General features: G+C 44.6%; 19 protein-coding genes, 15 tRNA genes and 2 rRNA genes. 8 read left to right on the top strand and 28 right to left on the bottom strand.

Annotated elements, in window-relative coordinates:
* Positions 1-4: 4 nt before the first annotated feature.
* The 5 genes from GJB61_RS00180 to GJB61_RS00160 all read right to left on the bottom strand — a co-directional run bounded on the left by GJB61_RS00180 (position 5) and on the right by GJB61_RS00160 (position 8,607).
* Entirely contained in the window at positions 5-2,587 is a 2,583-nt protein-coding gene (locus GJB61_RS00180) for a chemotaxis protein CheW (protein WP_154115986.1), read from the bottom strand.
* 23 nt (positions 2,588-2,610) lie between these two features.
* On the bottom strand, positions 2,611-3,036 hold the full coding sequence (locus tag GJB61_RS00175; protein ID WP_154115983.1) for a chemotaxis protein CheW: 426 nt from the start codon (positions 3,034-3,036) through the stop codon (positions 2,611-2,613).
* Between the two features lie 14 nt (positions 3,037-3,050).
* A complete protein-coding gene (locus GJB61_RS00170; protein ID WP_154115981.1) occupies positions 3,051-4,622 on the bottom strand; it encodes a methyl-accepting chemotaxis protein in 1,572 nt (523 codons plus the stop codon).
* A 223-nt stretch (positions 4,623-4,845) separates the two neighbouring features.
* Positions 4,846-6,978, bottom strand: a complete 2,133-nt coding sequence (locus GJB61_RS00165) for a helix-turn-helix transcriptional regulator (protein ID WP_154115979.1) — start codon at positions 6,976-6,978, stop codon at positions 4,846-4,848.
* Positions 6,979-7,599: 621 nt separating this feature from the next.
* On the bottom strand, positions 7,600-8,607 hold the full coding sequence (locus GJB61_RS00160; protein WP_154115977.1) for an NAD(P)/FAD-dependent oxidoreductase: 1,008 nt from the start codon (positions 8,605-8,607) through the stop codon (positions 7,600-7,602).
* 242 nt (positions 8,608-8,849) lie between these two features.
* Here GJB61_RS00160 and GJB61_RS00155 point away from each other — a divergent pair, with 242 nt between their 5' ends.
* The 5 genes from GJB61_RS00155 (at position 8,850) to GJB61_RS00135 (ending at position 15,262) form a co-directional block, all read left to right on the top strand.
* The gene (locus GJB61_RS00155; RefSeq protein ID WP_154115975.1) at positions 8,850-10,628 is read left to right on the top strand and encodes a putative bifunctional diguanylate cyclase/phosphodiesterase; all 1,779 of its coding nucleotides are present in this window, start codon (positions 8,850-8,852) and stop codon (positions 10,626-10,628) included.
* Positions 10,629-10,791: 163 nt separating this feature from the next.
* A complete protein-coding gene (locus GJB61_RS00150) occupies positions 10,792-11,481 on the top strand; it encodes a GntR family transcriptional regulator (protein ID WP_154115973.1) in 690 nt (229 codons plus the stop codon).
* Between the two features lie 2 nt (positions 11,482-11,483).
* On the top strand, positions 11,484-13,175 hold the full coding sequence (ilvD, locus tag GJB61_RS00145; RefSeq protein WP_154115970.1) for a dihydroxy-acid dehydratase: 1,692 nt from the start codon (positions 11,484-11,486) through the stop codon (positions 13,173-13,175).
* Between the two features lie 276 nt (positions 13,176-13,451).
* Positions 13,452-14,204 (top strand): 3'-5' exonuclease, encoded by a 753-nt coding sequence (locus GJB61_RS00140; RefSeq protein WP_338115621.1) that lies wholly within the window; start codon positions 13,452-13,454, stop codon positions 14,202-14,204.
* Between the two features lie 263 nt (positions 14,205-14,467).
* The gene (locus GJB61_RS00135) at positions 14,468-15,262 is read left to right on the top strand and encodes a MerR family transcriptional regulator (RefSeq protein WP_154115968.1); all 795 of its coding nucleotides are present in this window, start codon (positions 14,468-14,470) and stop codon (positions 15,260-15,262) included.
* Positions 15,263-15,320: 58 nt separating this feature from the next.
* Here GJB61_RS00135 and GJB61_RS00130 read toward each other — a convergent pair whose 3' ends face one another.
* Entirely contained in the window at positions 15,321-15,677 is a 357-nt protein-coding gene (locus GJB61_RS00130; RefSeq protein WP_229521383.1) for a MerR family transcriptional regulator, read from the bottom strand.
* Positions 15,678-15,804: 127 nt separating this feature from the next.
* Here GJB61_RS00130 and GJB61_RS00125 point away from each other — a divergent pair, with 127 nt between their 5' ends.
* Complete coding sequence (locus tag GJB61_RS00125; protein ID WP_154115964.1) at positions 15,805-16,188, top strand: carboxymuconolactone decarboxylase family protein; 384 nt, start codon at positions 15,805-15,807, stop codon at positions 16,186-16,188.
* Positions 16,189-16,267: 79 nt separating this feature from the next.
* On the opposite strand, the gene aroD is transcribed toward GJB61_RS00125, so the two are convergent.
* Both aroD and rbsK read right to left on the bottom strand, forming a co-directional pair.
* Positions 16,268-17,032, bottom strand: coding sequence for a type I 3-dehydroquinate dehydratase (aroD, locus tag GJB61_RS00120; protein ID WP_154115962.1), 765 nt, complete (start codon positions 17,030-17,032; stop codon positions 16,268-16,270).
* 38 nt (positions 17,033-17,070) lie between these two features.
* Complete coding sequence (gene rbsK, locus GJB61_RS00115) at positions 17,071-18,000, bottom strand: ribokinase (protein WP_229521382.1); 930 nt, start codon at positions 17,998-18,000, stop codon at positions 17,071-17,073.
* 357 nt (positions 18,001-18,357) lie between these two features.
* On the opposite strand from rbsK, the gene glgP reads away from it, so the two are divergent.
* Positions 18,358-19,974, top strand: coding sequence for an alpha-glucan family phosphorylase (glgP, locus tag GJB61_RS32320; protein ID WP_338115620.1), 1,617 nt, complete (start codon positions 18,358-18,360; stop codon positions 19,972-19,974).
* Between the two features lie 50 nt (positions 19,975-20,024).
* On the opposite strand, the gene GJB61_RS00105 is transcribed toward glgP, so the two are convergent.
* A complete protein-coding gene (locus tag GJB61_RS00105) occupies positions 20,025-21,278 on the bottom strand; it encodes a GGDEF domain-containing protein (RefSeq protein WP_154115957.1) in 1,254 nt (417 codons plus the stop codon).
* A gap of 185 nt (positions 21,279-21,463) precedes the next feature.
* Between GJB61_RS00105 and katA the strand changes: the two genes are divergently transcribed.
* Positions 21,464-22,924 carry a catalase KatA gene (katA, locus tag GJB61_RS00100; protein ID WP_154115955.1) on the top strand — a complete coding sequence of 487 codons (1,461 nt, stop codon included), beginning with the start codon at positions 21,464-21,466 and terminating at the stop codon, positions 22,922-22,924.
* 152 nt (positions 22,925-23,076) lie between these two features.
* Here katA and GJB61_RS00095 read toward each other — a convergent pair whose 3' ends face one another.
* The 19 genes from GJB61_RS00095 to GJB61_RS00005 all read right to left on the bottom strand — a co-directional run.
* Positions 23,077-23,271, bottom strand: coding sequence for a sporulation protein Cse60 (locus GJB61_RS00095; protein WP_154115953.1), 195 nt, complete (start codon positions 23,269-23,271; stop codon positions 23,077-23,079).
* A gap of 232 nt (positions 23,272-23,503) precedes the next feature.
* Complete coding sequence (locus tag GJB61_RS00090; RefSeq protein WP_154115950.1) at positions 23,504-24,490, bottom strand: helix-turn-helix transcriptional regulator; 987 nt, start codon at positions 24,488-24,490, stop codon at positions 23,504-23,506.
* 188 nt (positions 24,491-24,678) lie between these two features.
* Positions 24,679-24,749, bottom strand: a tRNA-Gly gene (locus GJB61_RS00085).
* 12 nt (positions 24,750-24,761) lie between these two features.
* Positions 24,762-24,835: transfer RNA gene (locus GJB61_RS00080), tRNA-Pro, on the bottom strand.
* Positions 24,836-24,867: 32 nt separating this feature from the next.
* A tRNA-Arg gene (locus GJB61_RS00075) sits at positions 24,868-24,944 on the bottom strand.
* A gap of 12 nt (positions 24,945-24,956) precedes the next feature.
* Positions 24,957-25,031, bottom strand: a tRNA-Gly gene (locus GJB61_RS00070).
* Positions 25,032-25,038: 7 nt separating this feature from the next.
* Positions 25,039-25,122, bottom strand: a tRNA-Leu gene (locus GJB61_RS00065).
* A gap of 16 nt (positions 25,123-25,138) precedes the next feature.
* Positions 25,139-25,214 (bottom strand) — tRNA-Lys (locus GJB61_RS00060).
* A 6-nt stretch (positions 25,215-25,220) separates the two neighbouring features.
* Positions 25,221-25,294: transfer RNA gene (locus GJB61_RS00055), tRNA-Gln, on the bottom strand.
* Positions 25,295-25,310: 16 nt separating this feature from the next.
* Positions 25,311-25,388 (bottom strand) — tRNA-Asp (locus tag GJB61_RS00050).
* 25 nt (positions 25,389-25,413) lie between these two features.
* A tRNA-Met gene (locus GJB61_RS00045) sits at positions 25,414-25,490 on the bottom strand.
* 109 nt (positions 25,491-25,599) lie between these two features.
* Positions 25,600-25,676, bottom strand: a tRNA-Met gene (locus GJB61_RS00040).
* A gap of 33 nt (positions 25,677-25,709) precedes the next feature.
* Positions 25,710-25,785: transfer RNA gene (locus GJB61_RS00035), tRNA-Val, on the bottom strand.
* A gap of 6 nt (positions 25,786-25,791) precedes the next feature.
* Positions 25,792-25,863 (bottom strand) — tRNA-Glu (locus GJB61_RS00030).
* A gap of 17 nt (positions 25,864-25,880) precedes the next feature.
* A tRNA-Ser gene (locus GJB61_RS00025) sits at positions 25,881-25,973 on the bottom strand.
* Between the two features lie 5 nt (positions 25,974-25,978).
* A tRNA-Asn gene (locus GJB61_RS00020) sits at positions 25,979-26,054 on the bottom strand.
* A 3-nt stretch (positions 26,055-26,057) separates the two neighbouring features.
* Positions 26,058-26,134 (bottom strand) — tRNA-Ile (locus GJB61_RS00015).
* A 57-nt stretch (positions 26,135-26,191) separates the two neighbouring features.
* A 5S ribosomal RNA gene (gene rrf, locus GJB61_RS00010) occupies positions 26,192-26,308 on the bottom strand.
* 78 nt (positions 26,309-26,386) lie between these two features.
* Positions 26,387-26,611: ribosomal RNA gene (locus tag GJB61_RS00005) — 23S ribosomal RNA — on the bottom strand; the annotation flags it as partial.

Below are 26,611 nucleotides of genomic sequence, written 5' to 3'. Positions count from 1 at the left end.
CACTTTAACCAGCTTCCTTCTTCTTGGAATATTCCAAATTAAGCATCTTCTCTAAATTTAACAATAGGATAAACTGCTGCTCCTTTTTATAAATGGCTTCTAGAAAATCTGAATTCCGCAGTACATGATCCGGTGCTTCTTCCAGCTCAGCCTCTGAAAGCCGGCTAACCTCTGTAACTTCATCTACCATTAACCCTACCTCATGACCTGACACTTCACAGATTAGAATGCGTGACTTGGCGGAAGTCTCTATATTCTCCATACCTAATCTACGCCGTAAATCATAAACAGGCAATAGCAAACCTCGTAAATTAATCATACCTAACACATTGGGAGCAGCCGATACCAGCGAATGAATTTCAGGGACAGGAACAATCTCTTTCATTTTACTAATTGCAATTCCAAATTTCATATCTGCCAACTGGAAGGTCACATATTTTTTATTGCGTGACTCCAGCTGTGCTTCTTCTCTGGCATCCAGTACCTTCTTCTCATAATAAGATCCGACCTCACGGGCAATGGAACCCACATCTAATATATGTGCCACATAGCCATCCCCTAGAATAGTCGAACCTGCAATAAAGGGAACATTACCTATATAACTCCCAAGGGGTTTAATTACAATCTCATGATTACCAATCGTTTGATCAACAATTAGACAAACTCGTTTATCTGCCACACCGACAATAACAACGAACAAACGGTCCTTATTCTGTTCTGTATCCTCCTGCACATTCAGCTTATTATGCAAGCGGACTAGCGGTAGTACTTGATCGCGGAACATACACACTTCCTTACCCTGCACCAAGCGGATATCCGCTACCTGCAGCCTGAATATTTCAATGACATTTACTAGGGGTATGGCAAATGTGCTTGTCCCAAACTTAACTAACAATGATCGAATGATTGCCAATGTTAAAGGTAATTTTATCGTAAATACCGTACCTTCATTAGGCACTGTTTCAATATCAATCACACCATTTAATTTTTCAATATGGGACTTTACAATATCCATGCCTACTCCACGTCCAGATAGGTCAGTGACCTGGTTTGCAGTGGATACACCAGAACGAAAAATAAGGAAAGTAAGCTCCTTGTCCGTCATCTGGTTGACTTCCTCTTCCGTTACAAAACCTTTACGAACCGCCATTTCTTTGACCTTTTCGACATCAATTCCTTTACCGTCATCGGCAATCGTAATCACAATCATATTGCCTTGATGGCTGGCTCTTAATATGATAGTTCCTTTACGAGATTTCCCTAGTTTTGCCCGCTCATCAGGCAGTTCGAGACCATGATCTGCCGAATTACGCAAAATATGAATAAGAGGGTCGCTAATTTCCTCAATGAGCGTACGATCTAGCTCAGTCTCTTTTCCCTCAATGATAAGTTCGATCTCTTTGTTCGCCTTTTGGGCCAAATCCCGAACCATCCGTGGAAACCGCCCGAACAAATGCTCGATCGGCAGCATCCGTGTCTTCATCATACCTTCCTGCAGATCAGCAACTACGGTGCTTAAATGGTTGGAAATATCATTCAAAATGGCTACATCACCATTATCTTTAAAATGCTCTGTAAGTTTGGCCCGAATACTACGTAGTCGTGTATTATCAATGATCAATTCGCCTACTAAATTCAGCAGACCCTCTAACCGCTCTACATCGACACGAACCGTTTGTGTCACTTGAACCTTACTCTCTACCCTGCCCTCAACTTTACTCTCTGATCTTCCTGTCTCTGATACTTCCACTTCAGCTTTAGTTGTTTCAATCACTAGAGCATCCCTTACTATCCTGATCGTATCTAAGTTCTGATCTGTGATCGCTACAATATTAACGGAATCAATCTGAGAAACCTGATTCAAGCTGTGAAGTATAACCTTTTGAATTTCTTGGGTAATAAGGATATACACAATTGTTCCGTTAAACTGTTCATCGGTCTCAAGCAATTCCAGTTCTGGAGAACAGACTACAACCTCACCCAATTCTTGCAGATTAATGTGTACAAGCTTCGCACGCACATATTTCATAGCGGCCTCTTTAGACAATTGAACATAAATTGCCATGGCATCATAGCCATTGATTAGCGCACTTTGAATTTGGTCCTTTTGTACTTCATTAAAGGCAATACTTGAAGTGAATGTTTCCTTATTCTCTTCTCTGCTCACTTCTTGCTCACAACTCTCCGAAGGTAGGACTGGCAGATCTCGCACAGCTTCTAAACGTTTCAGAAGCGGCTCTGTTTCCCCCTCTGTCATCTCTCCACCAAGTATGGATTGACGAAGCTGCTTGATATAATCAACACAATCAAAAAGTATATTTAATAATTCAGAGGTCACTTTCAGTTGGCCATTTCGAATCAAATCAAAGACGCTTTCCATTTGGTGCGTAAGCTCATTTAAGCGTTGAAACCCCATTACCGCTGAAGATCCCTTTAGGGTATGAGCTGCCCGAAAAATAGTCTGAATCGTTTCTTCCTTGCCACTGTCCGATTCAAGCGTTAACAGAGCTGCATCCAAACACTGCAGCTGCTCTTCCATTTCATCCAGAAAAACGCCTAAGTACGTTGCATTATGGAATTCATTCATTAGTTTATACCTCCCTCTAAACGCTACCCTTCGCCAAACAGTCTATCAATGTTAAGAATCCCGACCAAACCATCAACACTTTGTCCAATTCCATCCATGAACTGGGTACCATTGGGTTCATTTGTATCGACGGGAGGCTGAATATCGTCAAAGGAAGTCACCTTCTCAACCGCATCCACAATGATACCTGTTGCTTCATTCTGATATTGGACAACTACAATCCGTGATAGCTTTCCAATCGGTGTTTCGGGGATGCCGAATCTCCTGCACATACTAACCACAGGTACAATTTTCCCGCGCAAATTGATAACTCCTTTAATATATGGCTTGCTATTGGGTACTTCCGTGATGAACTCCATTTTGATAATTTCATTAATATCACGAATATTAAAGGCATGCCGTTCATTTCCCAACCTGGAGACAATATATTGCTCAGAGATCACTGTCATTGCTTCCATCCTCCTTATAGCTTAAATGTAGCTGCAGAATCATTCAGTTCATCTGCTAGTTTTGCCAGCATCTGTGAGGATGCAGCGGTTTCTTCTGCTGCTGCTGCCGCTTCTTGACTTCCTGCCGCAATGGACTCAACGGAGAGCAGCACTTCATTCGTTTGTGCTGCCTGTTCCTCACATGCTGCAGCAATACTGGTAATCTGCTGGGAAGTTTCATTCACTCGGGAAAGGATACCTTCTATTAACACCTCTGTTTTATCCGATAATACGGAGGCTTCACTAACAGCTTGGACACTCAGCACCGTATTTTGCTGCATTCCCCGAATAATATGGGCAATTTGTTTCGTAGCCTCACTGCTCCGCTCCGCAAGCTTACGAACCTCATCTGCGACCACGGCAAATCCTCGACCCTGTTCCCCGGCACGGGCAGCTTCAATTGCTGCATTCAAGGCTAGCAGATTTGTTTGTTCTGCTATTTCGTTAATAACCTCAATGATTTCACCGATTTTATGAGAATCCTGCTCCAGAATCCCCATTTTCTCAGACAATTTGTTCATCCCAAGACTGGATTCTCTGACGGATCTGCTGCCTTCCTCTGCACCCAGCTTAGTCTCGGCCGACAATTCTGAAACTTGCTCTGCATTTTTCGCAACTTCATTGATGGCCTTAGAGAGCTCTTGGGTTAATTCACTGATATTCTGTGCGGATTGTGCCTGGGACTGACTTCCATCAGAAATCTGTTCTATTGTCGCTGATATCTCTTGTGACGAAGCCGCAACATTCTGAGCCGACTCAACTGTATTCCCAATTAATTTTCTTAAGCTTACAATCATAGCATTCACCGCATCCGCAAGCTTCCCAAATTCATCCCGGCTCTTAACATTCATATTTTCTCTAAGATCGCCACTTGCCATCTTCACCATCAGAGCCAGTAGTTTGGATACAGAGCCTACGATTCCTTGTGAGATGATTAAAGCAAGCACAATGGCAAGGATTACAGCAATAACGGCAAAAATAATGATAGTTTCACTGCCTGAGGTATAGTTGCTCACAATGCTTTCAACCCTTACATTTGCTCCGTCAGTAACACTTGCAACCGCTTGTTCTGTGGTATCAATCGCCAATTGCAAATCAACCATTCCTCTTACAAGTACTTTGTATCCATTCGTGAAGTCATTTGCAATGCCATAACTGATAACCTCTGGTACTATTGAATTGTAGTTTTTAAGGCTTTGCTCGATCACCAGTACTTGTGACCTTTGCTCCTCCGTTAGTTCGAGCATGGCATAAGACTTAATATTGTCTGCAAGCTTGGTCTGATCTTCTGCGATCATCCCCTCAACTTTTCCAAGTTCAGTATCATCCGTTTCAAGAATAACCTTAAACAGATCGCCACGAAGCTTATACAAGTTAGTACTTATCTCTCCTACTAGTGCTAACCCAGGTACATTCTTATTTTTCAGCATCTGTGAATCGTTATTCATGAGCCCCATTTTGTTAATAGACAACCAACTGATAGCAACAAGCAACAATACAACAATAATGAAACTCCCCAGTAATTTAGTGCGGATATTTAATTTCAAGCGAAACACTCCCCTGGAATTTTCTATTTTACTTTTCTATATTGGATTATTTATCCTCATTATGCGATTTTGTGGGCCTTTAATCCTATCCCCTTTTTTTCCTATTTTCGACACAGTTCTCACTAGCCCTATAGGAACTCATTCCTACCTAATCAGCAACTAGACCCTGTGTGCCTCTAGACACGCAAAAAAAAAAAAAACGACAGTCCGCTGTATGCGGAACCTATCGCTTTTGTGTGGGATCAGCCCAACTCGTTTTTTGATATATCTTTGCTATCGCCTGAGCACGACCATTAACCTCCAGCTTCCCAAAAATCTTGGTGATATGATTCTTGACCGTATGTGTGCTAATAAATAACTTCTCGGCAATTTCCAGGTTGGTCAGGCCATGTAAAACATTGTTCAGAATCTCATTTTCCCGATGTGTAAGGCGACCTCTACTCTCAAGTAAGGGTGGTGCTCCCAACTCCGTCTGGCTAGACAAGAAGTATTCAAAGGATCGTAGTAGGGATTCATCTATGGAAATGGGCAGCGTTAATATCCATGTCTTCTCCTTATCCCCGTGCTCACAATACCAGATCACAATAAGTAGAATCTTCCCAAGCAAAGTCTCAGGTTCAGCACCTGCAGCTTCATTTTTCTTACCGGACCTATATTGGCGAACTTCTCGCAGCAGACTCACCACAGAGGTTTCTCCAATACAGGATGACAACAAGGCAGGTTCATAATCAGAAAGTAAACTCGCCTGAGCGATCCTTTCGATCTCTTCATGCGAACCATTCATGTGTTTAAGGAAACTCTGCGCCAGCTCCTTGACCTTCATTGCCTTGTAAAAGGCTTCTGGATTCAGGATCAGCAAGTTCTGATGTAATAGGGTTACCGTATCTGCTTTTGATACTGTGGTTAGTCCGGTTTCGAGTTGCAGCTTTGTTAACACGATAGCATTTATAGCATTAAGGAAGGGCATGTTCTCCATATGTTTAACATCGCCTTCTAATACCAGTCCTACCACACCGAAGAGTTTTTGTTCAAAAACAAGGGGCAGCTCCAGTAATTCTACTCCATTCCATTGCCGATACAAGGGCTTCCGAAGCATTCTTAAGCCTGAACTTCCTGCCTTGAAGTACGTTAATTCAGCATTTTCCACATAAGTAATTCCCCATTCCTCCGAACGATTCGAACAGAGATATACACTCGTTTCCTTCTCTTTTGGTTCTTTTAATAACATACTGATAAAGGAGGTTTGAACCGTCCGTTGTATAGAGTCTATCAGCATCTGGAAGAAGGCTTCCTTATCCTTAATACCTAGAATCCCTTGAGTAATTTCTTCAAAGGCTTTCATACGTATTTTACGTCGTTCGTTGTAGGCTTCATTCTCCAAATAATAGAAATCAGCAGCTAATTGGTTGGCTAACAGCGCCCCTGTATCCGCTTGCTCCTCTGTGAGCTCTTGTACGGATGAATCTCCGCCAAATAACAATCCAAAGAAGAGATTCTGATATTTAATAGGATAACAAATGATAACCTTTGGCTCAATTCCCCGCTTTGTAAAAAAAGACACCCTAGGGTCCCAATCAGATCTCTCCCAATACCCCATCTGCCGGGTAAGCCCGATCTGCCCCAGAAATCCTTCCCCAAGAGAAAATGACGCATCTTGTATCGTTGCATTTTCTTTAAAACCAATCGTTTCTATTACGGTATATTGTTCTTCATTTATCAGATTACGGGCAAATCCAGCGAACTCCAGGCCCATAACACGGGTAAATACACCTAATACGCCTTGCAGCCATTTAGGATCACCTGAATCCATCAAATGTACAAGATTTAATAGCTGTAACCGATTTGCGTGTTTTCCTTTCTCCACGCCTCGATCAAGCAGTAATCGGATCATTTCTGCTAGTTCTTCAAGCTGAATAAGAACCTTCCCCACCTGTTTCTGTCCATAGGTTGGCGTTTGAACCAATGCAGCTTTCCATGTCTCCCATACCTGCGCAGGCAAATCCTCAAAAATCCTGCTTTCGATGAGCTCAAGATTGCTCTCATCTACGATGGCACCTGCAAAGATGTAATAGGGTGTTTGTTCTTTTACTCTTATGGGGGCGATCAACAGCTTAAATCCAGTAATAGTTTCATACACAATCGGTTTCTGAATGTCTTTAACCTTATCTAGAATATTTAAGATGGAATCCTCAATCGACTTCTTTTGGTACCCAAGAAGAAGTTTCACAATCTCTGATAGACCCGATGGCTCTGTTAGTCGATTGTCCTCCTGATCCATAATCATTATCGTTAACCCACATAAGGAAGAATAAGCGTCTTGTAGGTGCTGGAGACTCTGTAATGGCTTTATCCTCATAAATGTTCCTCATTTCGTGAATAATTATATTCACTATCTGCTAATCTTGCTTTCTAAGTAGCCATCCCAGAATCCATCCATATATCGCATGCCCGAGTAGCCATACAAGTAAGGCTGGGATATCAGTTATTTCTGGTGTCTTTTCTGAAAGTGTTGTTGTCGAATACAGTATTATTGCAACTACTAGACTGACTATCATCACACAATATATATTTTTCCTTGGAGACCAATGCCTGGATTGAAGATAGATGGATAGGCAGATGCTTAATAGGATAGAGATGATCAAATGTAAGGTGAATTCCAGGATCTCTGGTAAGCTCATCCGATTTAGCAGTGGGATATAATCAATATTTAACAGTAAGGTATACACTTTCAATGAAGTCAACTGCTCTATTGCTTTCAAGAACAGACCTAGGACAGTGCCTGAGAAAATTCCAGCCAAGATAGCTTTAAAGAGATTATTTCTGCGTATGAAGTGCATATCATCACCATCCGTCTCTCTAAAAGCTCTAGCATATGATAGAACATCACGTTTTCTATTGTATAGCATAATTAGATAAATAACCCATTTTTTTATTATTGAAACGCATTTACAAATCTCTACTGAATGAATTAACCCTACTAAACTATTTTCGCTAAATATTGTCCTGCTGCAATACCAGATAAAACAGCGTTTTCCACTTTGCCACCACTGTTTCCTGGCAGATAGCAAGAGCCAAAGGCGTCCCCACTAAGGAGCAGTGGGACGCCATTTCCGATATCAAGAAAAGGTTCACTTATGAGTTGATGAGCTTTCGCGAAGCGCCAGCGTTTAATCTGATACTCCTGCTCCTCAAGTGTATTGGTTTCTCCCTGAATGTTCTTTAAGTAAGGCAACACATCGTTCCAAATATCGCTATCCGTATCATTGAAATGCCTCTCCGACCAATCGGAATCAAGATGGAGCGTCCAGGAAGGGATCTCACTAATTCCTTTACTCCTATTATCTGCTATCCACGAGATTATTCCCGGGAATGGTTCTCTCATATTCCCCACCAGAGGGAATCCCTTAGTCTCACCCATGCATACCATAACAGCAAGACATGGTTTATATTCCACTTTATGTAGTAAGCTGCTGATATCACTAGCTATAGAGATATCGCCTGACTCAAGGATCGGGAACATTTGTGGAATCGGACAAGTCAGCAGCACAGACTTTGCTGTCCACTGCTGCCAAGTATTCGTTCTGGTGTTTCTCGCTTGTACGATATAATCACCATCAAGAAGAGATATACTTTCGACTACCGTCGAGCACTCCAATGGCTGCTGAAAAGCCAATCGTTTAGCAAGTTGGTTCATACCACCTACTGCCGCGTATCTGGGGCGGTCTTTAGAATTCCAGGGTGTTATCCAACCCTGGATTAACCAACTTTCTATTATAGCTTGGAAGATATCACTATTTGCCGTGATAAACTGTGCACCATGATCGAAATTACCTCCTGCTATCCGTCGTGTTGCCAACCGCCCACCAGGACTTTGACCTTTATCTAGCAATTGCACACTGGCATTACTATTATTCATAATCATATTCGCAGCCATTAATCCGGAAATTCCAGCACCCACGATCACAACATCCACATGTTTCATCATTTAACCTCCACCTTGCTAAAGAAAATATTATATAATGTAAATTCCTTAGCTATTATCTTTCAGAGAGCATAACGTAACATGTAAGGTTATTTATCCGCCATCATTGTATAACATTTGTATAGTGATTGTATATAATCTGTATAATCATTTTCTACAATCCCCTGTTGAATAATAGAGGGTTTTGGAGAAATTTGTTGAAAAGTTCAATTCAATAAGATTAGTTTGAAACATAGGAGGGCCATATGCAACGAACAGAGAAGAAAAAGGATTCCGAAACATCAATTCTGCTAGCTAGAAGTTTGAATGAGGAAAATTATCAGGAGCTTAAGAATAAGAATTCTTTCAACCCACTATGGGGCTCCTCCAGAATTGCTGGAATTTATTTTATTGTGGGGTGCTTATGGATTCTGCTAACGGATAGAGCCGTTTCTGCTTTTTCTATAAATAAAGAATGGGTCACTAGGATCAATATGATAAAAGGCTGGTTTTTTGTCCTCATCACAGCTCTGCTTGTCTTCTCGCTTATTCTGAGAACACTGAAGCGTATTAAGAAAGTGGAAGATAAGCTAGAGCTCTCCTACAGAGAAATGTTGCTCGCTCATGAAACGTTGGAATCGGTATACGAAGAAGTCACGGCTACTGAAGAGGAACTGAGGCAGCAGTACGATATGTTAATTGAGAATCAGCGCAAGCTTACAGCAAGCGAAGAACGGATGCATCATTTGGCCTATCATGATCTACTCACAGGTCTGCCCAACAAACTGGCCTTATATGAGAATGCTGCTAATGATGTTCTTACAGACTCCGGCACTAATGCAGCCATAATGTTTGTTGACATCGACAACTTTAAATATATTAATGACACGATGGGCCATGCTTTCGGAGACCGACTGATCGTACAGACCAGTGAGCGACTCCTCTCCATCGTAGGAACAGAGGGAGCGATTTACCGTTTTGGTGGCGATGAGCTTATTATTCTGTTACATCCTTTGCAGGATAGAGCCCATACAGACAGGGTTGCAGGCCGAATTCTTACAGGCTTTAAAAAGGGCTTTGAAATGGATAATACGTTGTTGCATATCAGCATCAGTATTGGAATCAGCATTTATCCAGAGCACGGTAGCGATATCATGGAGTTGGTTAAACGGGCAGACATTGCCATGTACAAAGCCAAAGAAGCAGGAAAAGATAAATACGTTGTATTTGATCAGTATTTGAATGATATTTTTACCGAAAGAATGTATATAGAAAAACAATTGTATCTGGCTCTGGAACAAGATGAATTCGAGCTTTTTTATCAGCCTCAGGTGGATCTGGCACTAAACAAGGTAACTGGCCTGGAAGCACTTTTACGCTGGAATAGCCCGGAACTGGGGTATGTCTCTCCACTTAAGTTCATCAAAGTCGCTGAGGATTCACATCTGATTATTCCTTTGGGAGCTTGGGTCCTTAGTAAAGCCTGTACTTTTTTGCAGCATCTTCATGAGCAGGGCTTCGAGCATTTAACGATATCCGTTAATATTTCGATGCTGCAACTACTGCAGAACGATTTTAATGAGTTGGTCCTGAATACGCTGGAATCCTCCGGGCTTCAGCCTCATTATCTGGAACTGGAAATTACAGAATCTATATTTGTTGAATCCTACGGTCATGTTAGCAGCAAACTAAATGAGCTTAGAACCCATAATATTAAAATTGCCTTGGACGATTTCGGGACAGGTTATTCCTCACTCAGTTATCTGACCCATTTGCCAATCTCAACCTTGAAAATAGACAAATCCTTTATTGATTCGATTCCCGCAGGAACCAATAAAGCTACACTGGTGGAGCAGATAATTATGATTGGCAAACGAATGAACATGACTGTAATTGCCGAGGGTGTGGAAAGAAAGGATCAGCTGGACTTTTTGCAGGAGCAGGGCTGTGATAAGATCCAAGGCTATTTCTTTAGCAAACCAAAAGCGGGCAAGGATATTGAGCAGCTGTTGGCCGATTGGGAGATGACAGGCATTACTACCTAAGGTCCTACTACTCTCCATTATTGCCTATCAAAAGAATAAAGTTCACAAGTAACACGGCTGCCGTTAGGCAGTCTTTTTGCTGTTTGATGAGTACAAAAGTATTCTCTAAACTTGATTAAAACAGGTGTATGCGATATATTGCATACACAAGGAGTGGAACGATATGCCTATCCCAACCAATTATTCACCCCCATTAAGGGTATCTGCTAAAGAAAGGGCCTTTTCACAAATCCAAAGATGGATTATCGATGGAACGTTGCAGCCCGGCGAGAAGCTGGTGGATGCCGAACTGGCCGAGGTACTAGGGGTATCCAGAACACCCATCCGTGAAGCTCTACAATTGCTAGAGGTGCAAGGACTAGTTGAGATGCATCCGGGAAAAGATACTAGAGTGAATATCATCGAGAAGGATGACATTCTCAAAATGTACTCGGCGCTCGCCTCACTGCATGCTTTAGCCGTAGAGACAGCTACCTCGCTGATCACGGTTGAACAAATCGAGCTATTGAAAGGACTTAACGCAGATTTTGCCGCGGCGATTGCGCATGGTCAACCATATCAGGCTATGGAGATCGATGAACAATTTCATAATCTTATTGTTGAAGCTTCTGACAATCCGTATGTAGCCTCCTTCAGCTCTTCATTACAGATCCATATCCGCAGATTCAAATATGTATTTCTGGCCCAGCCCATTTCAGCGACTGTTGCCTCTGCTGAAGAACATACCCAAATGATTAAGGCTATGGAAACCGGGGATATGGCGTCTGCCTCAGCAATAATGAAACAAAATCTACTCAGACCCATGCATGAGTTATACGAGATGATCAATAAAGAATCCAGAGGGGAGCAATAAAGATGATGGAACAGGAAGATTTGCGGATTCGCAGCAAAGTTATCAGTGAAGGTGTTAATCGGGTGCCTAACCGAGCCATGCTCCGAGCTGTAGGATTTCAGGATGAGGATTTCAAGAAGCCGATGATCGGGGTTGCCAGCACCTGGAGCGAGGTAACTCCTTGCAACATCCATATTGACGTGTTAGCAAGGGAAGCCAAACAAGGCGTTCAGGCTAATGGGGGAGCCCCTTTAATTTTTAATACAATCACCGTAGCTGATGGAATTGCCATGGGACATGAAGGAATGCTCTACTCGCTTCCGAGCCGGGAGATTATTGCGGACTCCATTGAAATCGTCGTAAACGCCGAACGTTTTGACGGATTAGTGGCTATTGGTGGCTGTGATAAGAATACTCCCGCCTGCTTAATGGCGATCGGCCGCATGAATCTTCCTGCTGTCTATGTCTACGGGGGAACTATACAACCCGGTAAATTGAACGGTGAGGATGTTAATATCGTTACCGCCTTTGAAGCCGTCGGCCAATATCATGATGGGAAGCTGAGCGAGGAGGAACTACATGAGATTGAATGTCATGTCTGCCCTGGAGCCGGTGCTTGCGGGGGAATGTATACAGCGAATACAATGGCCTCAGCTGCCGAAGCGCTTGGAATGAGCTTGCCCGGTTCCTCTTCTACCGCTGCTATTGCCGATAACAAGGCGACTGAATGTGTAGAAGCCGGCAAAACGGTGGTGGAACTACTTAGAAAAGGGATCTTCCCTCGCGATATAATGACTAAAAAGGCATTTGAGAATGCCATCACTGTCATTATGGCACTTGGAGGCTCTACCAATGCTTTCCTCCATCTTCTGGCGATTGCCCACTCTGTCGAGGTCGATTTAACTATTGATGATTTTGAACGCATCCGCAAAAATGTTCCACATCTCGCCGATCTGAAACCTAGCGGCCGCTACATGATGCAGGATCTGAATGATGCCGGTGGTGTTCCAGCCGTTATGAAGATGCTGCTGGAGAGGGGATTGCTGCATGGAGATTGTCTAACCGTTACAGGGAAGACTATCGCCGAGAATCTGGCTGATGTTCAGCCGCTTAGCGAACATCAGAACGTGGTCCGATCCTTCGATAATCCACTGAAACCAAGTGGTCCACTCGTCCTGCTCAAAGGCAATCTGGCACCTGAAGGTGCCGTAGCCAAAATGTCCGGTTTGAAGATTCTGAATTTCACGGGTCCAGCCCGTGTGTATAATAGTGAAGATGAAGCCACCGAAGCGATTGTGCAGAATAAGATTCGTAAAGGTGACGTCATCGTCATCCGTTATTGCGGCCCCAAGGGTGGCCCCGGTATGCCGGAAATGCTGTCCGTCACGGCTCTGATTGTAGGGAAAGGTCTCGGTGCAGATGTAGCCCTCCTTACAGATGGAAGATTCTCCGGCGGATCACATGGATTCGTCGTGGGCCATGTAGCTCCTGAAGCACAGGTTGGCGGTCCGATTGCCTTGCTGCAAGAAGGCGATATCATCACTATTGACAGCGAGACGCAAGAGATTAATTTTGCGGTTACTGCTGAAGAATTAACGGAAAGAGCGAAGCATTGGATCAAACCTCCGCTCAAATTCCGTTCTGGCGTGCTGGCCAAATATGCTCGCCTCGTCTCCTCTGCCTCCAAAGGCGCGGTGACCGATTTGGATCTTTAAAGAGTACAGGGGTCAGCGCGATAGGAGCGCTGATCCCTTTTTCAAGAAGAGAATTAATCTGTTTGGGTATGCTTCGATTTCACACGATAAATTATCCTTATATTTCTCGAAGAAATGTGTGCCGTCCATATAAAGGATGGCGAAAACGTTTCTTCTTGCGAATATCTGAAACTGGTCGCTTCCTTATCTCCCACTATTCCGTTTTTTTTGTTAAAATAGAAGTGTCGGCGTATTTGGCTTATTGCAGCGTCAGTCACGGAAACGGAGGCAGTACTTGTGGATTATATTATTCTGGACATCGAATTCAACGGCCGTAAGTTTGCCAGCGAGCACCCTATGGAGGTCATTGAGATTGGAGCCGTCCGGTTAGACTCTTCATTGCAGTATCAGGATGAATTCTCTTCCTTGATCAAACCCATATATTTCTCCACCCTTAATTCTTTCATTAAGAAAAAGACCGGTATCCCTCAAGAAGAGATCGATATCGCAGACCGTTTTCCAAAGGTCATCACTGCTTTTACAGAGTGGTTGGACCAGAGTACGGACGGTGTATTGCTCCTTACTTGGGGCGGTGAGGATATGAAGCGGATTATTCAGGATATACGTATGCATAAAATGGATGATATCTACTGGATGGAAGCTACTTATTTCGATTTGCTCAAAGGTGTTCTGCGGGCACGCAACCTTAGCAACGATATCAGTGTGGAAGGCGCGATGGCTCTATTTGAGCTCGACCCTTCCGGTTCCGCTCACCGGGCACTTGATGATGCACGTATGACCTCAGAGATCTTCCGCGCCGTATTTAACGATCTCGATTTTGAGCGCTCGCAGCATTATAAGGACACCTACTCCAACGCTAGAGAACGCAAGACGGTCAAAGTAGCCATCAAAGCCATGAACTCGCAAAAAATCACCCCCACCTGGGAACTTGTGGCCGAGCATTATTTTTCCGATAAGACTACCCTTACCGATCCCCGAAAGCTCGCGGAGCTGCAGGACTATTTCACGGCACAGGTGGGACGGCCCTAATTTCTGTATGGTAACTGCGTTCTAAAGTTACACAAGTTTTCACTAGGCATATCAAAACACACAGCGGCAAGCCCCCTAGATCCATCGATGGGGGCTGCCGCTGTTTAACGTGCTTCGCTTGACATTAACGTTACGTCAAGGTGTAGAGTTGATTTAGAAGCAGATGCTTACGAAGTAGTTTTGCGAAGTAATTCATGTAGCGTATGCTCTCAAAACTAAGTGGCTGCTTACGAAGTAGTTTTGCGGAGTAATTCAAGTAGCGTATGCTCTCAAAACTTTCAGGAGGTGATCATACGGAATACACTGTACAGAAGCTTGGAACATTGGCTGGGATAAGCACGCGGACGCTGCGTTATTATGATGAGTTTGGCATTCTTAAGCCAGCAAGAATCAACTCCTCGGGCTATCGTATCTATGGTCAGATCGAGGTAGATCGGCTGCAGCAAATCCTTTTTTACCGGGAACTTGGCTTGAATCTGGATACCATCAAAGAAATTGTAACTGCACCCTCATTTGACGGAGCCAGGGCACTGCGGGAACATCATCACAATCTGCTTCTGCGGAGAACACAATTAGACCTATTAATCGCTAACGTTGAACAGACGCTGGCGCAAACCGAAGGGAGAATAACTATGAGTAATGCTGAGAAATTCGCAGGCTTTAAGCAAAAGCTGATTACCGATAACGAGCAGCAGTACGGACAGGAGATTCGCGCGAAATACGGGGATGCCACCGTGGATCAATCGAACCGGAAGCTGAGTAACATGACGGAAGAACAATATGCTTCTATCCAGAAGCTTGAAGAGGAGATGTTCCACACGATCGGTCAAGCCATGATGAATGGTGACCCAAGCAGCGAACTTGCGCAAAAAGGGGCTGATCTACACCGCCAGTGGCTTAGCTTCTATTGGGATACCTACTCCAAGGAAGCTCATGCGAGGGTCGCACAAATGTATGTGGATGATGAACGCTTCACTAGCTATTATGACAAGCACCAGCCTGGCTTCGCACAGTTCTTAAGAGATGCTGTACACATTTACACTAATATACCTATGTAAGAAAGCTTTACTAACCTCCACAAAAGGGAAAGTCGGCACCGGAAATTCCGGTGCCGACTTATTTTTCACAGAACACAGTTTTCTCCAGACCCTTATAATGCTCAATCTTAGCCCCAATCCTCCCCAGATTTTCATTCAGCTTGTTCATTTGCTGCACAACCTTATCCTGATGAGCCTCTAGCATAACTCTCCTCTCATAGACTGTGGAATCTCCTTGGGTACGCAGATTGGAATAGTGCATCATTTCGCTGATGGGCATATCCATTTCACGCAAGCAAATCAGAAACTGGATCCATAGCAGATCAGCTTCCGAATAACAGCGGTAGCCTTGTTCATTGCGTGCTACACCTTTGAGCATTCCGATCTTTTCGTAATATCTCAAAGTATGCGTACTAAGCCCTATGAGCTTCGACATTTCTTGAATATTAAGTAGCTTTTCCATGCAAAAAGCATACCACAAAATTTTACTTATTGCTTTAGAGTACACTCTAAGGTGTACCCTGAACTAGAGAAATCAACTAATTCAACAGGAGGAATTATTTATGACTACAGAACGTTATGCACGCGGATGGGATAAGCTGATGGAAATAGACGGCGAAGGGGGAGCACGTGTAGTAGATTCACTTCAGGACATTGCTCCTGATCTTGGCAAGTATGTTGTTGAATTCGGGTTTGGTGATATTTATTGTCGGGAGGGGCTGGATTCTAAACAACGCCAGCTAATAACCCTATCTTCACTCACTACGCAAGGCGGGTGTGAGCCTCAGCTCAAAGTTCACATTAATGCCGCGCTTAATGTGGGACTTTCCCCCAAAGAGATTATTGAAGCACTACTTCACTGCATACCTTATACCGGTTTCCCACGAGTTCTGAATGCAACGTTTGTGGCGAAAGAAGTTTTTTATGGGCGAAAAATACTTCAATAATAGAATAGGCACATCAAACGGCATCCAGTCTATTAGGATGCCGTTTGATGAATGCTGCTTTATCTTGAGAAATGAATAATTACAGACTGCGATGCAGCAAGGACAACACATCCCGCAATTCCGTAACAGCTACCTGTCCCGGTGCCGAAGGTTTATGTGCTGCACCAAAGGTGAGCGCTGAGCCGAAAACTTCACCGGCGAGGCGGCTGATTACACCTGCCCCAGCCATCGACATCGTAATGATTGGACGGTCGGCATATTTCTCCTTCATGATGTGGGTTGCTTCCAGCAGAGTCAGCACATCAGCTGCAGATTTCGGCATCACGGCAATTTTGGGCAGATCCCCACCAAGCTCTTGAGCTCTGCACAGACGGGCTATAATTTCATCCTTAGAAGGTGTTCCGTTGAAATCATGATTCGAGAGGATAACGAACACACTATGTACATGGGCAACGGTAATAAGCCCCCTAACTTCCGCTTCCTCATTGAATAATTCCACATCAATAATATCAGCTAGACCACTCTCGGCTGCAGCCTTATTAAGCTCTATATAATACTCCGTATTGATATGCTTCTCGCCGCCTTCCTTGGCACTGCGGAAGGTAAAGATGAGCGGCAGATTTGGAACGATGGCACGGATTAACTTTAAGGCTTCCTTGACTGCTTCAATATCATCCACCTGCTCATAGTAATCCACCCGCCACTCCACCAGATCTGGAGCTAGCAACTGTAACGCCTCAGTCTCCTGCTTCAGCTCAGATAACGATGTACCTACCAGTGAAACACATATCTTCGGTATCCCCTCGCCGATGATCACATCTTTAACAGTTATCGTCCTGCTCATCCATTTCAACTCCTTGTACTCGATATCTTATATTATATCTATTCCAATCGCGCGGCTTCCTGCTTCAAGAACTGCTCAACCTCTGCCAGCCAGGGCAAGGAAGGAATGGCTCCTGCTTTCCCCACCGTCAGTGCCCCAACAGCATTAGCGAAGCTCACTGCTTCCTTTAGTATCTTCCCACTTGTCAGTTGCTGGGCTAACGCACCATTAAAGGAATCCCCGGCAGCAACCGTATCTACCGCCTGCACCGGGAACCCCGGAATATGCTGCACTCCTTCGTGGTTAACGATCAGTGCACCCTTGGAACCCATGGTGACAATCACATGCTGCACACCTTTTTGCAATAGGATCTGGGCCGCCTGCTTAGCCGTCTCTAAGCTACTCACTGCGATACCCGCCAATATTCCCGCCTCCGTCTCATTTGGAGTCAGATACGTTACTTGGCTTAACATCTCGTCACTAAGTACTCTTGCAGGAGCTGGATTCAAAATAACCGGAATACCGTGACTATGTGCAATGGCAATCGCACATTCACTCATCGCCAGATCCATCTCCAACTGCAGCATAATAAGCTCAGCGCTGCTGATCACAGACGTTAGCTTCTGAATATCCTCTACATTGAGTTCAATATTCGCTCCCGGCACAACGATAATTCGATTTTCTCCGTTCTCTTCCAGAACGATCGAGGCTACCCCTGTTACCAGCTTATCACTCACTGAAATATGTTCTATATGGATACCTTCTTGTCTCATAATCTCGAGTAACTCGCCGCCAAAAGTATCCTTACCGACTCTACCGACCATCGTAAGCTCAGCACCAAGACGTGCTGCCGCTACAGCCTGATTGGCCCCTTTCCCGCCTGGAGACAGAGCAAATCCCTGCCCAAACAAGGTCTCTCCTGCTTCAGGAGCACGGACAGTGCGCACAACCATATCCATATTCAAGCTACCAATCACAACTATCCCCAATATATACACCACCATTAATTGTTTCTATCACTTCTTTATCTTATGGCCTTCTCTCTACTTAATCAAACTATTCTGTGCATTCCGTCGCAAATGGTTGGAATCAGGAGAATAGGTTTAGCAGTGCCCCTGATAAGGAAATACTAATTCGTAGTCATCAACAGAGAGCATTAGATTATTCCGCTGATTATTTCCCCCGAAAACTTATGTTATACTTTTATTCGAGAAGTATGCTAAAATAGGTGTGCAATCGCTTCCACAGAGGAGCAACACCTATTTTTGAGCAAACGTTTGCACCCTAGATAAAGCCTACAGCAGTGCTGCATTTCAATCTAATCCGCGATTAGGAGGCTTACCCCAGTGAACCAGAAAAAATTACCAGCAGTAGCCTATTTTAGTATGGAGTTTGGGCTTCATTCCGATTTCAAAATGTATGCCGGAGGTCTTGGAATTCTGGCAGGAGACTACATCAAAGGTGCCAAGGATATTAACGCGCCCATCATCCCCATTGGACTGAAGTGGAAGCAAGGTTATACCGATCAGAAGATTGATGCAAGCGGCAATCCCTATGACTCCTACTATAATTATGTTTATGACTTCCTTGAAGATACAGGGGTGAAGGTTACTGTTAAAGTCAGAAAGACGGATGTGGTCTGCAAAGTCTGGAAGACAGATCACTTTGGCAACAATCCTTTATATTTATTGGATACAGACATTCCCGAGAATGCGGATGCCTGGATTACGGGGCAGCTGTATGGCTGGTTCGGAGAGGAACGGATTGCGCAGGAAATTGTGCTGGGCATCGGCGGCGTTAAGGCCATGCGAGCTTTAGGAATCCCGATCGACGTCTATCATTTCAACGAGGGCCATGCCGCACTAGCAGCAACCGAGCTGATCCGCGAGAAAATGTCGAGTGGAGACACCTTTGAAGAAGCCTGGAAAGCGACTCGGGAAGAAGTAGTATTCACTACACATACGCCGATAAAAGAAGGCAACGAAACCCACCCGCTCGACCGTCTTGAATATATGAGCGCTTTTAACGGCTTAACCCGTGACCAAATGGAACGGCTTGGTGGGGAACCGTTCAATATGACCGTTGCTGGTCTGCGCCTTTCCCGCATATCCAATGCAGTTGCCCAGCTGCATGCAGATACAGCTAATAAAATGTGGAAAGAAGTAGCCGGCAGATCGAGCATTATCGGCATTACCAACGCTATTCATACCCCAACCTGGGTGGATGAACGGATGACCCGAGCCTTCGAGGAAGGTGGCGACCTCTGGGCAACACATAAGGAAATCAAGGGCGAGTTGATAAGCTTCATCAAAGAGCGGTCCGGCATTTCCTTAAATGCCGACAATCTACTCATCGGCTTCTCACGCAGAGCCGCGCCGTACAAACGCAGTGACCTGATCTTCTCCCAACCGGAGATTATCGAACCTTATCTGGAAACCGGCAAAGTACAGATCGTCTTCTCCGGTAAGGCACATCCGCTCGATGATAACGGCAAGAAAATCGTCAGTAACCTCGTAGCGATGATGAAAAAATATCCCAAGAGCGTTGTTTTCCTAGAAAATTACGATATGACTATTGGAGCACAGCTGACGCGCGGCTCCGACATTTGGCTCAACAATCCGCGTAGACCTCTTGAAGCCAGTGGCACCTCCGGCATGAAGGCTGCCATGAACGGCGTCCTAAACTGCTCAATCCTTGATGGATGGTGGCCTGAAGCCTGTATAGATGGCGAGAATGGCTGGCAGATTGGGGATGGCTTCGAAACAACCGATTTTGCAGTTCTGGACCAGCATGACAGCGATGCATTGTACGATACCCTTCTGAAACGTGTAGTCCCAACCTTTTATGAGAATCAAACGAAATGGGTACAGATGATGAAGAAGAGCATCGAAGCGACCCGTATTGAATTCGCTACTAAACGTATGCTTGAGGAGTACTATAACAGAATGTACATTAAGAACTAAGCACAACCTAATTATTCCCCTAAATACACCGGCTACTTCGATCCCGTCCGCTACTGTGGACGGGATTTCGGTCTATTCATACTGAATAGACTATTGCGTCCGTTCGCTTTTGCCGAATACAGCGCCTCATCTGCCATTTTCATCAACTCGGCAAACTGCTCAGGATCGCTAACTGGACCGGTAGCCGTCCCCAGGCTAACCGTAACATATGGGCTGATAGTTGAGTATTCATGAATTAATCTCAACTCCTGTATCCGGCATCGGATACTCTCTCCTAACTGGATTGCCTCCTGTTCATTGGTATTAAACGCTGCAAATACGAACTCTTCGCCTCCCATACGGGCAGCGATATCCAAAGAGCTGCGTGTTGCTGCATGAATCGTTTGGGCGATTTTTGTAATAACATCATCCCCTTCCGCATGGCCATAATTGTCATTAAACAACTTGAAGAAATCGATATCCAGCATAATGATTGAAATGACCGATCGAGCAGAATCCGAAGCACTAAGCAATGCCTGCACCCTTTGATCAAACGCCCGCCGATTCGGAATCTCCGTCAGCGCGTCAACAAGCGATATTTTTTGCAATTCCTCATTCGCTAACTCGAGTTCCTCATGTACGCTTAGGTTCGCTTTTATCTCATCCTCCAACCTTTGGTTACTTTGCTTCAGCAGAATTCTGCTATAGAAATTACTGCAATAAGTCACATACAGAATTCTTGAAGCCACCCAGGAGAAGAACAGAAAGATTGTCAGGTTAACATAATGGCCAATTAGCACCTCACTAGAGTGTTGAAAAAACGGCAGCCCTATAAACAAGGTGAATGTTGAAATACAATATAGGAACAACACTCTCCTGTTATTAAAATAGAAAATTACTGAGATACTCATAACATTAACAACAAAAGCCATCAACTGCCCATAAAGCCTCTGATCTACCAAAGTAACAACGCTTCCCCATACCATAAAAAAAATCGCATAGAGGAAAAAGGCAGTCTCGTATGTACGCATGTTGTGTTTTGAATGTTCTTTCCTTCTATCATATCTGGCCCCTCCCCATAGAACGCAAATATTCAGGAGAATCAAGAACAGATACATCGCAAAATAGAAGCTGAAATGAAAGCTCGCATGCGCCTTTGACAAGGAGCCTATAATATCAGCTGTTGCAAGCGTTCCTTCAATCCCGATCGTAATCTTCGCAAACAATTTCCCACGGGCAATATTTTCTTCAAACGTCGCCTTTTGCAACTGCCTTTGCTCTTCTATTTCTAGGGTAAACGGTAGCGTGATCAATTTATTCAGCATTTGCTTCTCCTTCTTAAGAACTTATGAGTCTATTATGGTCCATCTTAAGAATGAAACCCAAACAAAAAATCCCACAAGTATTTCTTATTTAAAATTATTACAAAAAAGATTGCATTTCCCTCAATTATTGTTATTATAGAACTTATACTAAATCTAAAATCAAATCCTATGAGGTGATTCCATTTATGAGTTCCAACAACAATAACCATCTTACAACTAGTTCAGGCGCTCCAGTCGGCGATAATCAAAACTCAATGACAGCAGGTTCTCGTGGGCCTACTTTACTTCAAGATGTCCATTTGCTGGAGAAATTAGCGCATTTCAACCGTGAACGTGTTCCCGAGCGTGTCGTTCATGCTAAAGGTGCCGGAGCCCATGGATACTTTGAAGTCACACATGATTTGTCCCAATATACCAAGGCCAGCTTTTTGTCTGAAATAGGTAAACGCACTCCGATGTTCATCCGGATGTCCACTGTTGCTGGTGAACTGGGCTCTGCCGATACGGTTCGCGATCCACGCGGTTTTGCAGTAAAGTTCTATACCGAAGAAGGCAACTATGACCTCGTCGGCAATAATACACCGGTCTTCTTCATCCGTGATGCGATTAAATTTCCGGATTTCATTCATACACAAAAGCGCCACCCGCAGACGCATTTGAAGAACCCTAATGCCGTTTGGGACTTCTGGTCATTATCCCCTGAATCGCTGCATCAGGTTACTATTCTAATGACCGATCGTGGTATTCCAGCCACCCTGAGACATATGCACGGCTTTGGGAGCCACACCTACAAATGGGTAAATGCTGAAGGTTCTGCGGTCTGGGTGAAATACCACTTCAAAACAGAACAAGGTATCAAGAACCTTGATGTGAATCTAGCTGCGCAAATTGCCGGTGATAACCCGGATTATCATACAGAGGACTTATTCAGAGCTATTGAGAAGGGCGACTTCCCGGCTTGGAAGCTACATGTGCAGATTATGGCTGAAGAAGATGCGAACACGTACCGCTTTGACCCGTTTGATGTGACTAAGGTCTGGTCGCAAAAAGATTATCCTCTGATTGAGCTAGGCCGCATGGTGCTCGATCGTAATCCAGAGAATTACTTTGCAGAGGTGGAGCAGGCCACCTTCTCACCAGGATCATTTGTACCCGGCATTGAAGCTTCTCCTGACAAAATGCTGCAGGGCCGCCTGTTCGCTTACGCGGATGCCCATCGCTACCGCGTAGGTGCCAACCACAATAATCTGCCGATTAACCGTCCACAAGCTGAAGTGAACAACTACCAACGGGATGGCGCGATGGCCTCGGGAAACAATGGTGGTGGTTCTGTCTACTATGAGCCTAACAGCTACGGCGGGCCTACAGAATCACCGCAACATAAACCGGCTCCGTTTGAAGTATCCGGTTCCGCTGACAGTGGCAGCTATGATCATAACGATCATTACACACAGCCTGGTGATTTATACCGGCTGCTCAGTGAAGAGGAACGTACCCGTCTCGTACAGAACATCGTAGGCGCTATGGCTCCTGTCGATAGAGATGACATTAAGCTTCGCCAGATCGGCCATTTCTATAAAGCTGATCCCGAATTCGGTCAGCGTATCGCCATCGGATTGGGATTATCCGTACCGGATGGAGTGTAAGAAAAAGAACTAAAAGAAGGGCTTCCCCGCAATTGGGGAAGCCCTTCTTTTAATAATTATATATTGATTACTAGTTGATCGTAAAATATATGGCGGCTAACAAAAGGCACAGCGTTGAACCGATAGACAGACAAGAGAAAAATATACCCCAGCTATTGCTTCTCATACGTCTTGTAAACGATCAGAATAGTACTTCTCTGATGTTGTACTCCATCACGTGATGCCTTAACAACCGAACCGTAACATACATTCACTACCTGATCCTCTTGTAGTCCCGCCAAGAACTCATTCGCCTTATTTTCTGCATAAGAATTATCTGCATCCACAAATTCTTTCACCTGTATCATCTTAATTCCTCCTTGGTTATTAATTATTCAGTAGTTCTTAATCCTATATTTGAAAAGAATGAAATGCACATGGTGTATCACCCCTCAGGTAACATTTAATGGTAAATAATAATCCCTGAAACAGAGTAAGGCACCCCGCAGCTTTGCGGAATGCCTATACTTCAGCCAAGCTTAGCATCCAATTCGATAAGAGTCAAACGTTTTCAATACCATATTTAGAAAATATTATATTTCAGCCAAGATTAATACACTTATCAGGTTCAGAAGTGTTCTGGTAAATACTCATCCACTGCTCCAACTGTTGCCTTAATTGCTCTCTTGCTGATGCTGGCTCTATAATCTCTGCATTAGGCCCATATTGCAGAATCCACTTCATGAATTCTTTTTCATTGTTTACCGTAACCTCGAAGCTTAGGCTACCGTCCTCTTCATCCCTCATCCGTGGATGGACAAACAACTCTTCCTCTTTAATATAACGAGCCACCTCTGCGTGAAAGCGAACCTTGAACGTTATATTTTTACGGCCACGGTCAATAGACCACGTATTTTTCAAATATTGCTTGATATTAAAGGTTCCCTTATCAAAAGCCGAGGATGTAATTTCCACCTGCTGAAATCGACTAATCCGAAAGGTCCGAATCGCTTGCTTTAAGTGGCAAAAGCCGATTAAATAGAACCGCTGATCACGCGGAATCAAATAATAAGGGTCGATTTCACGTTCTGTTGTCGCATTACGCGACTGTGAATGATAAATCGCACGGATACTCCTTTGCTCCAAAATAGCCTCAATAATAGGCTGCAGGAAATTCCGGGTTTCCTTACGGTAGGCAGGCTTGCCCATCTGAATAATATCAGCACTATTCTCTAGGATGTCATTCTGCTTGGATTTTTCCCTCAGATGTGTACCTAATACTTTATCGTAGGCAGTATTAAAGCCCGGTGGGACTTTATCCGGAGTCAACACAGAAGGTAACAGTGAGAAAGCAAGCGCCTCCTGCTCCGAGAAATCAAGTGGGTATAAAAAAAACTTACCCATAAACTTATAACCAGTGCCTCTACCCTCATTCGTGACAGGGGCAATAAGACTGAGTACCTCAAGATCTCTATAGACTGTTCGAATATTCACTTCACATTTGAGGGCCAAATCAGCGGCCGTTATTCCGGGATGAGACTGTATGGCATTAATAACCTTGAAGATACGAATTATTTTGTCAGTCATTAGATATGCTCCTTAGTACGAGATACTGTAAATTCCATAACTGTACTATACCAGCACCTAATTCTCGTTCGCTGTCAACAATCGTACGTTTGCAAGATAAATCCAGCCTATCAACCCACACTACATATAAAAGAAAGAGCCGTGGAATTCCACGGCTCTTTCTTTTATAACTTAATGGTGAATCTCCAAGCGGGTGATGGGAATCGAACCCACGCTATCAGCTTGGAAGGCTGAAGTTCTACCATTGAACTACACCCGCAAAAATGTAATATCGGGACGACACGATTTGAACATGCGACCCCCTGGTCCCAAACCAGGTGCTCTACCAAGCTGAGCTACGTCCCGACAGTATAAACTTAAGATTGCTTCCAAAAAAATGGTGCGCCCTGAGGAATTCGAATCCCCGGCCTTTTGATTCGTAGTCAAACGCTCTATCCAGCTGAGCTAAGGGCGCATATAAAACTATTGGAGCGGACGACGGGAATCGAACCCGCGACCCTCGCCTTGGCAAGGCGATGCTCTACCGCTGAGCCACGTCCGCAAAAAAATGGTGCGCGTGGAGGGACTTGAACCCCCACGTCATAGACGCTAGATCCTAAGTCTAGTGCGTCTGCCAATTCCGCCACACGCGCACAAAACAAATGAAAATGGTGAGCCATGAAGGATTTGAACCTTCGACACCCTGATTAAAAGTCAGGTGCTCTACCAACTGAGCTAATGGCTCTCAAAATGGCTGGGGATATAGGATTTGAACCTATGGTGACGGAGTCAGAGTCCGTTGCCTTACCGCTTGGCTAATCCCCAACATCAATTAACAAAATGGCGGAACCGACGGGATTCGAACCCGCGATCTCCTGCGTGACAGGCAGGCATGTTAGGCCAACTACACCACGGTTCCATAGACATAAAACATAAGTCAAAATTGGTTGCGGGGGCAGGATTTGAACCTGCGGCCTTCGGGTTATGAGCCCGACGAGCTACCGGGCTGCTCCACCCCGCGTCATTAAGTATAACAGATTTAAGGCGATTAACCTCTGATCTTTTGGTGATAGATGAACTTGTCAAATTCACTATGTCTTTGTTCAAAGCCTTACTCAATAAAGATAAATTGGTTGCGGGGGCAGGATTTGAACCTGCGGCCTTCGGGTTATGAGCCCGACGAGCTACCGGGCTGCTCCACCCCGCGTCATTAGCTATACAGCTAGATTGTGTAATAATATGGTGGAGGCTGAGGGGTTCGAACCCCCGACCCTCTGCTTGTAAGGCAGATGCTCTCCCAGCTGAGCTAAGCCTCCATGATATGACCCGTATGGGATTCGAACCCATGTTACCTCCGTGAAAGGGAGGTGTCTTAACCCCTTGACCAACGGGCCTTAGTCTTAAAAATTTGTGGTGGAGAGAGAGGGATTCGAACCCTCGAGACGCTTGTGACGCCTACACGATTTCCAATCGTGCTCCTTCGGCCAAACTCGGACACCTCTCCATAAATGGCTCCCCGAACAGGGCTCGAACCTGTGACAACTCGATTAACAGTCGAGTGCTCTACCAACTGAGCTATCAGGGAATATGGTGGGCCCTAGTGGACTCGAACCACCGACCTCACCCTTATCAGGGGTGCGCTCTAACCAGCTGAGCTAAGGGCCCTTCTATCGTATACATATATTAAGGGCAAAAAAAATACCACAAGTAATGTGGTTGTCCGCTTGGCAACGTCCTACTCTCCCAGGACCCTTCGGTCCAAGTACCATCGGCGCTGGAGGGCTTAACGGTCGTGTTCGGGATGGGTACGTGTGGAACCCCTCCGCTATCGCCACCAAACGGGCATTTATAGCTAAATGCACAGGCTTGAATCGCCTGAAAACTGAATCCGAATCGAATTTGCGTTTCTTGCTTGTTTAGGATAAGCCCTCGACCGATTAGTATTGGTCAGCTCCATGCATTGCTGCACTTCCACCTCCAACCTATCTACCTCGTCGTCTTCAAGGGGTCTTACTAATTGGGAAATCTCATCTCGAGGGGGGCTTCACGCTTAGATGCTTTCAGCGCTTATCCCGTCCGTACGTAGCTACTCAGCCATGCTCCTGGCGGAACAACTGATGCACCAGCGGTACGTCCATCCCG

Origin of the sequence: Paenibacillus monticola, assembly GCF_009664975.1 — a bacterium.
In the GTDB taxonomy this organism is placed as follows: Bacteria; Bacillota; Bacilli; order Paenibacillales; family Paenibacillaceae; genus Paenibacillus_AQ; species Paenibacillus_AQ monticola.
This window is presented reverse-complemented; position numbering and strand designations above follow the sequence as displayed.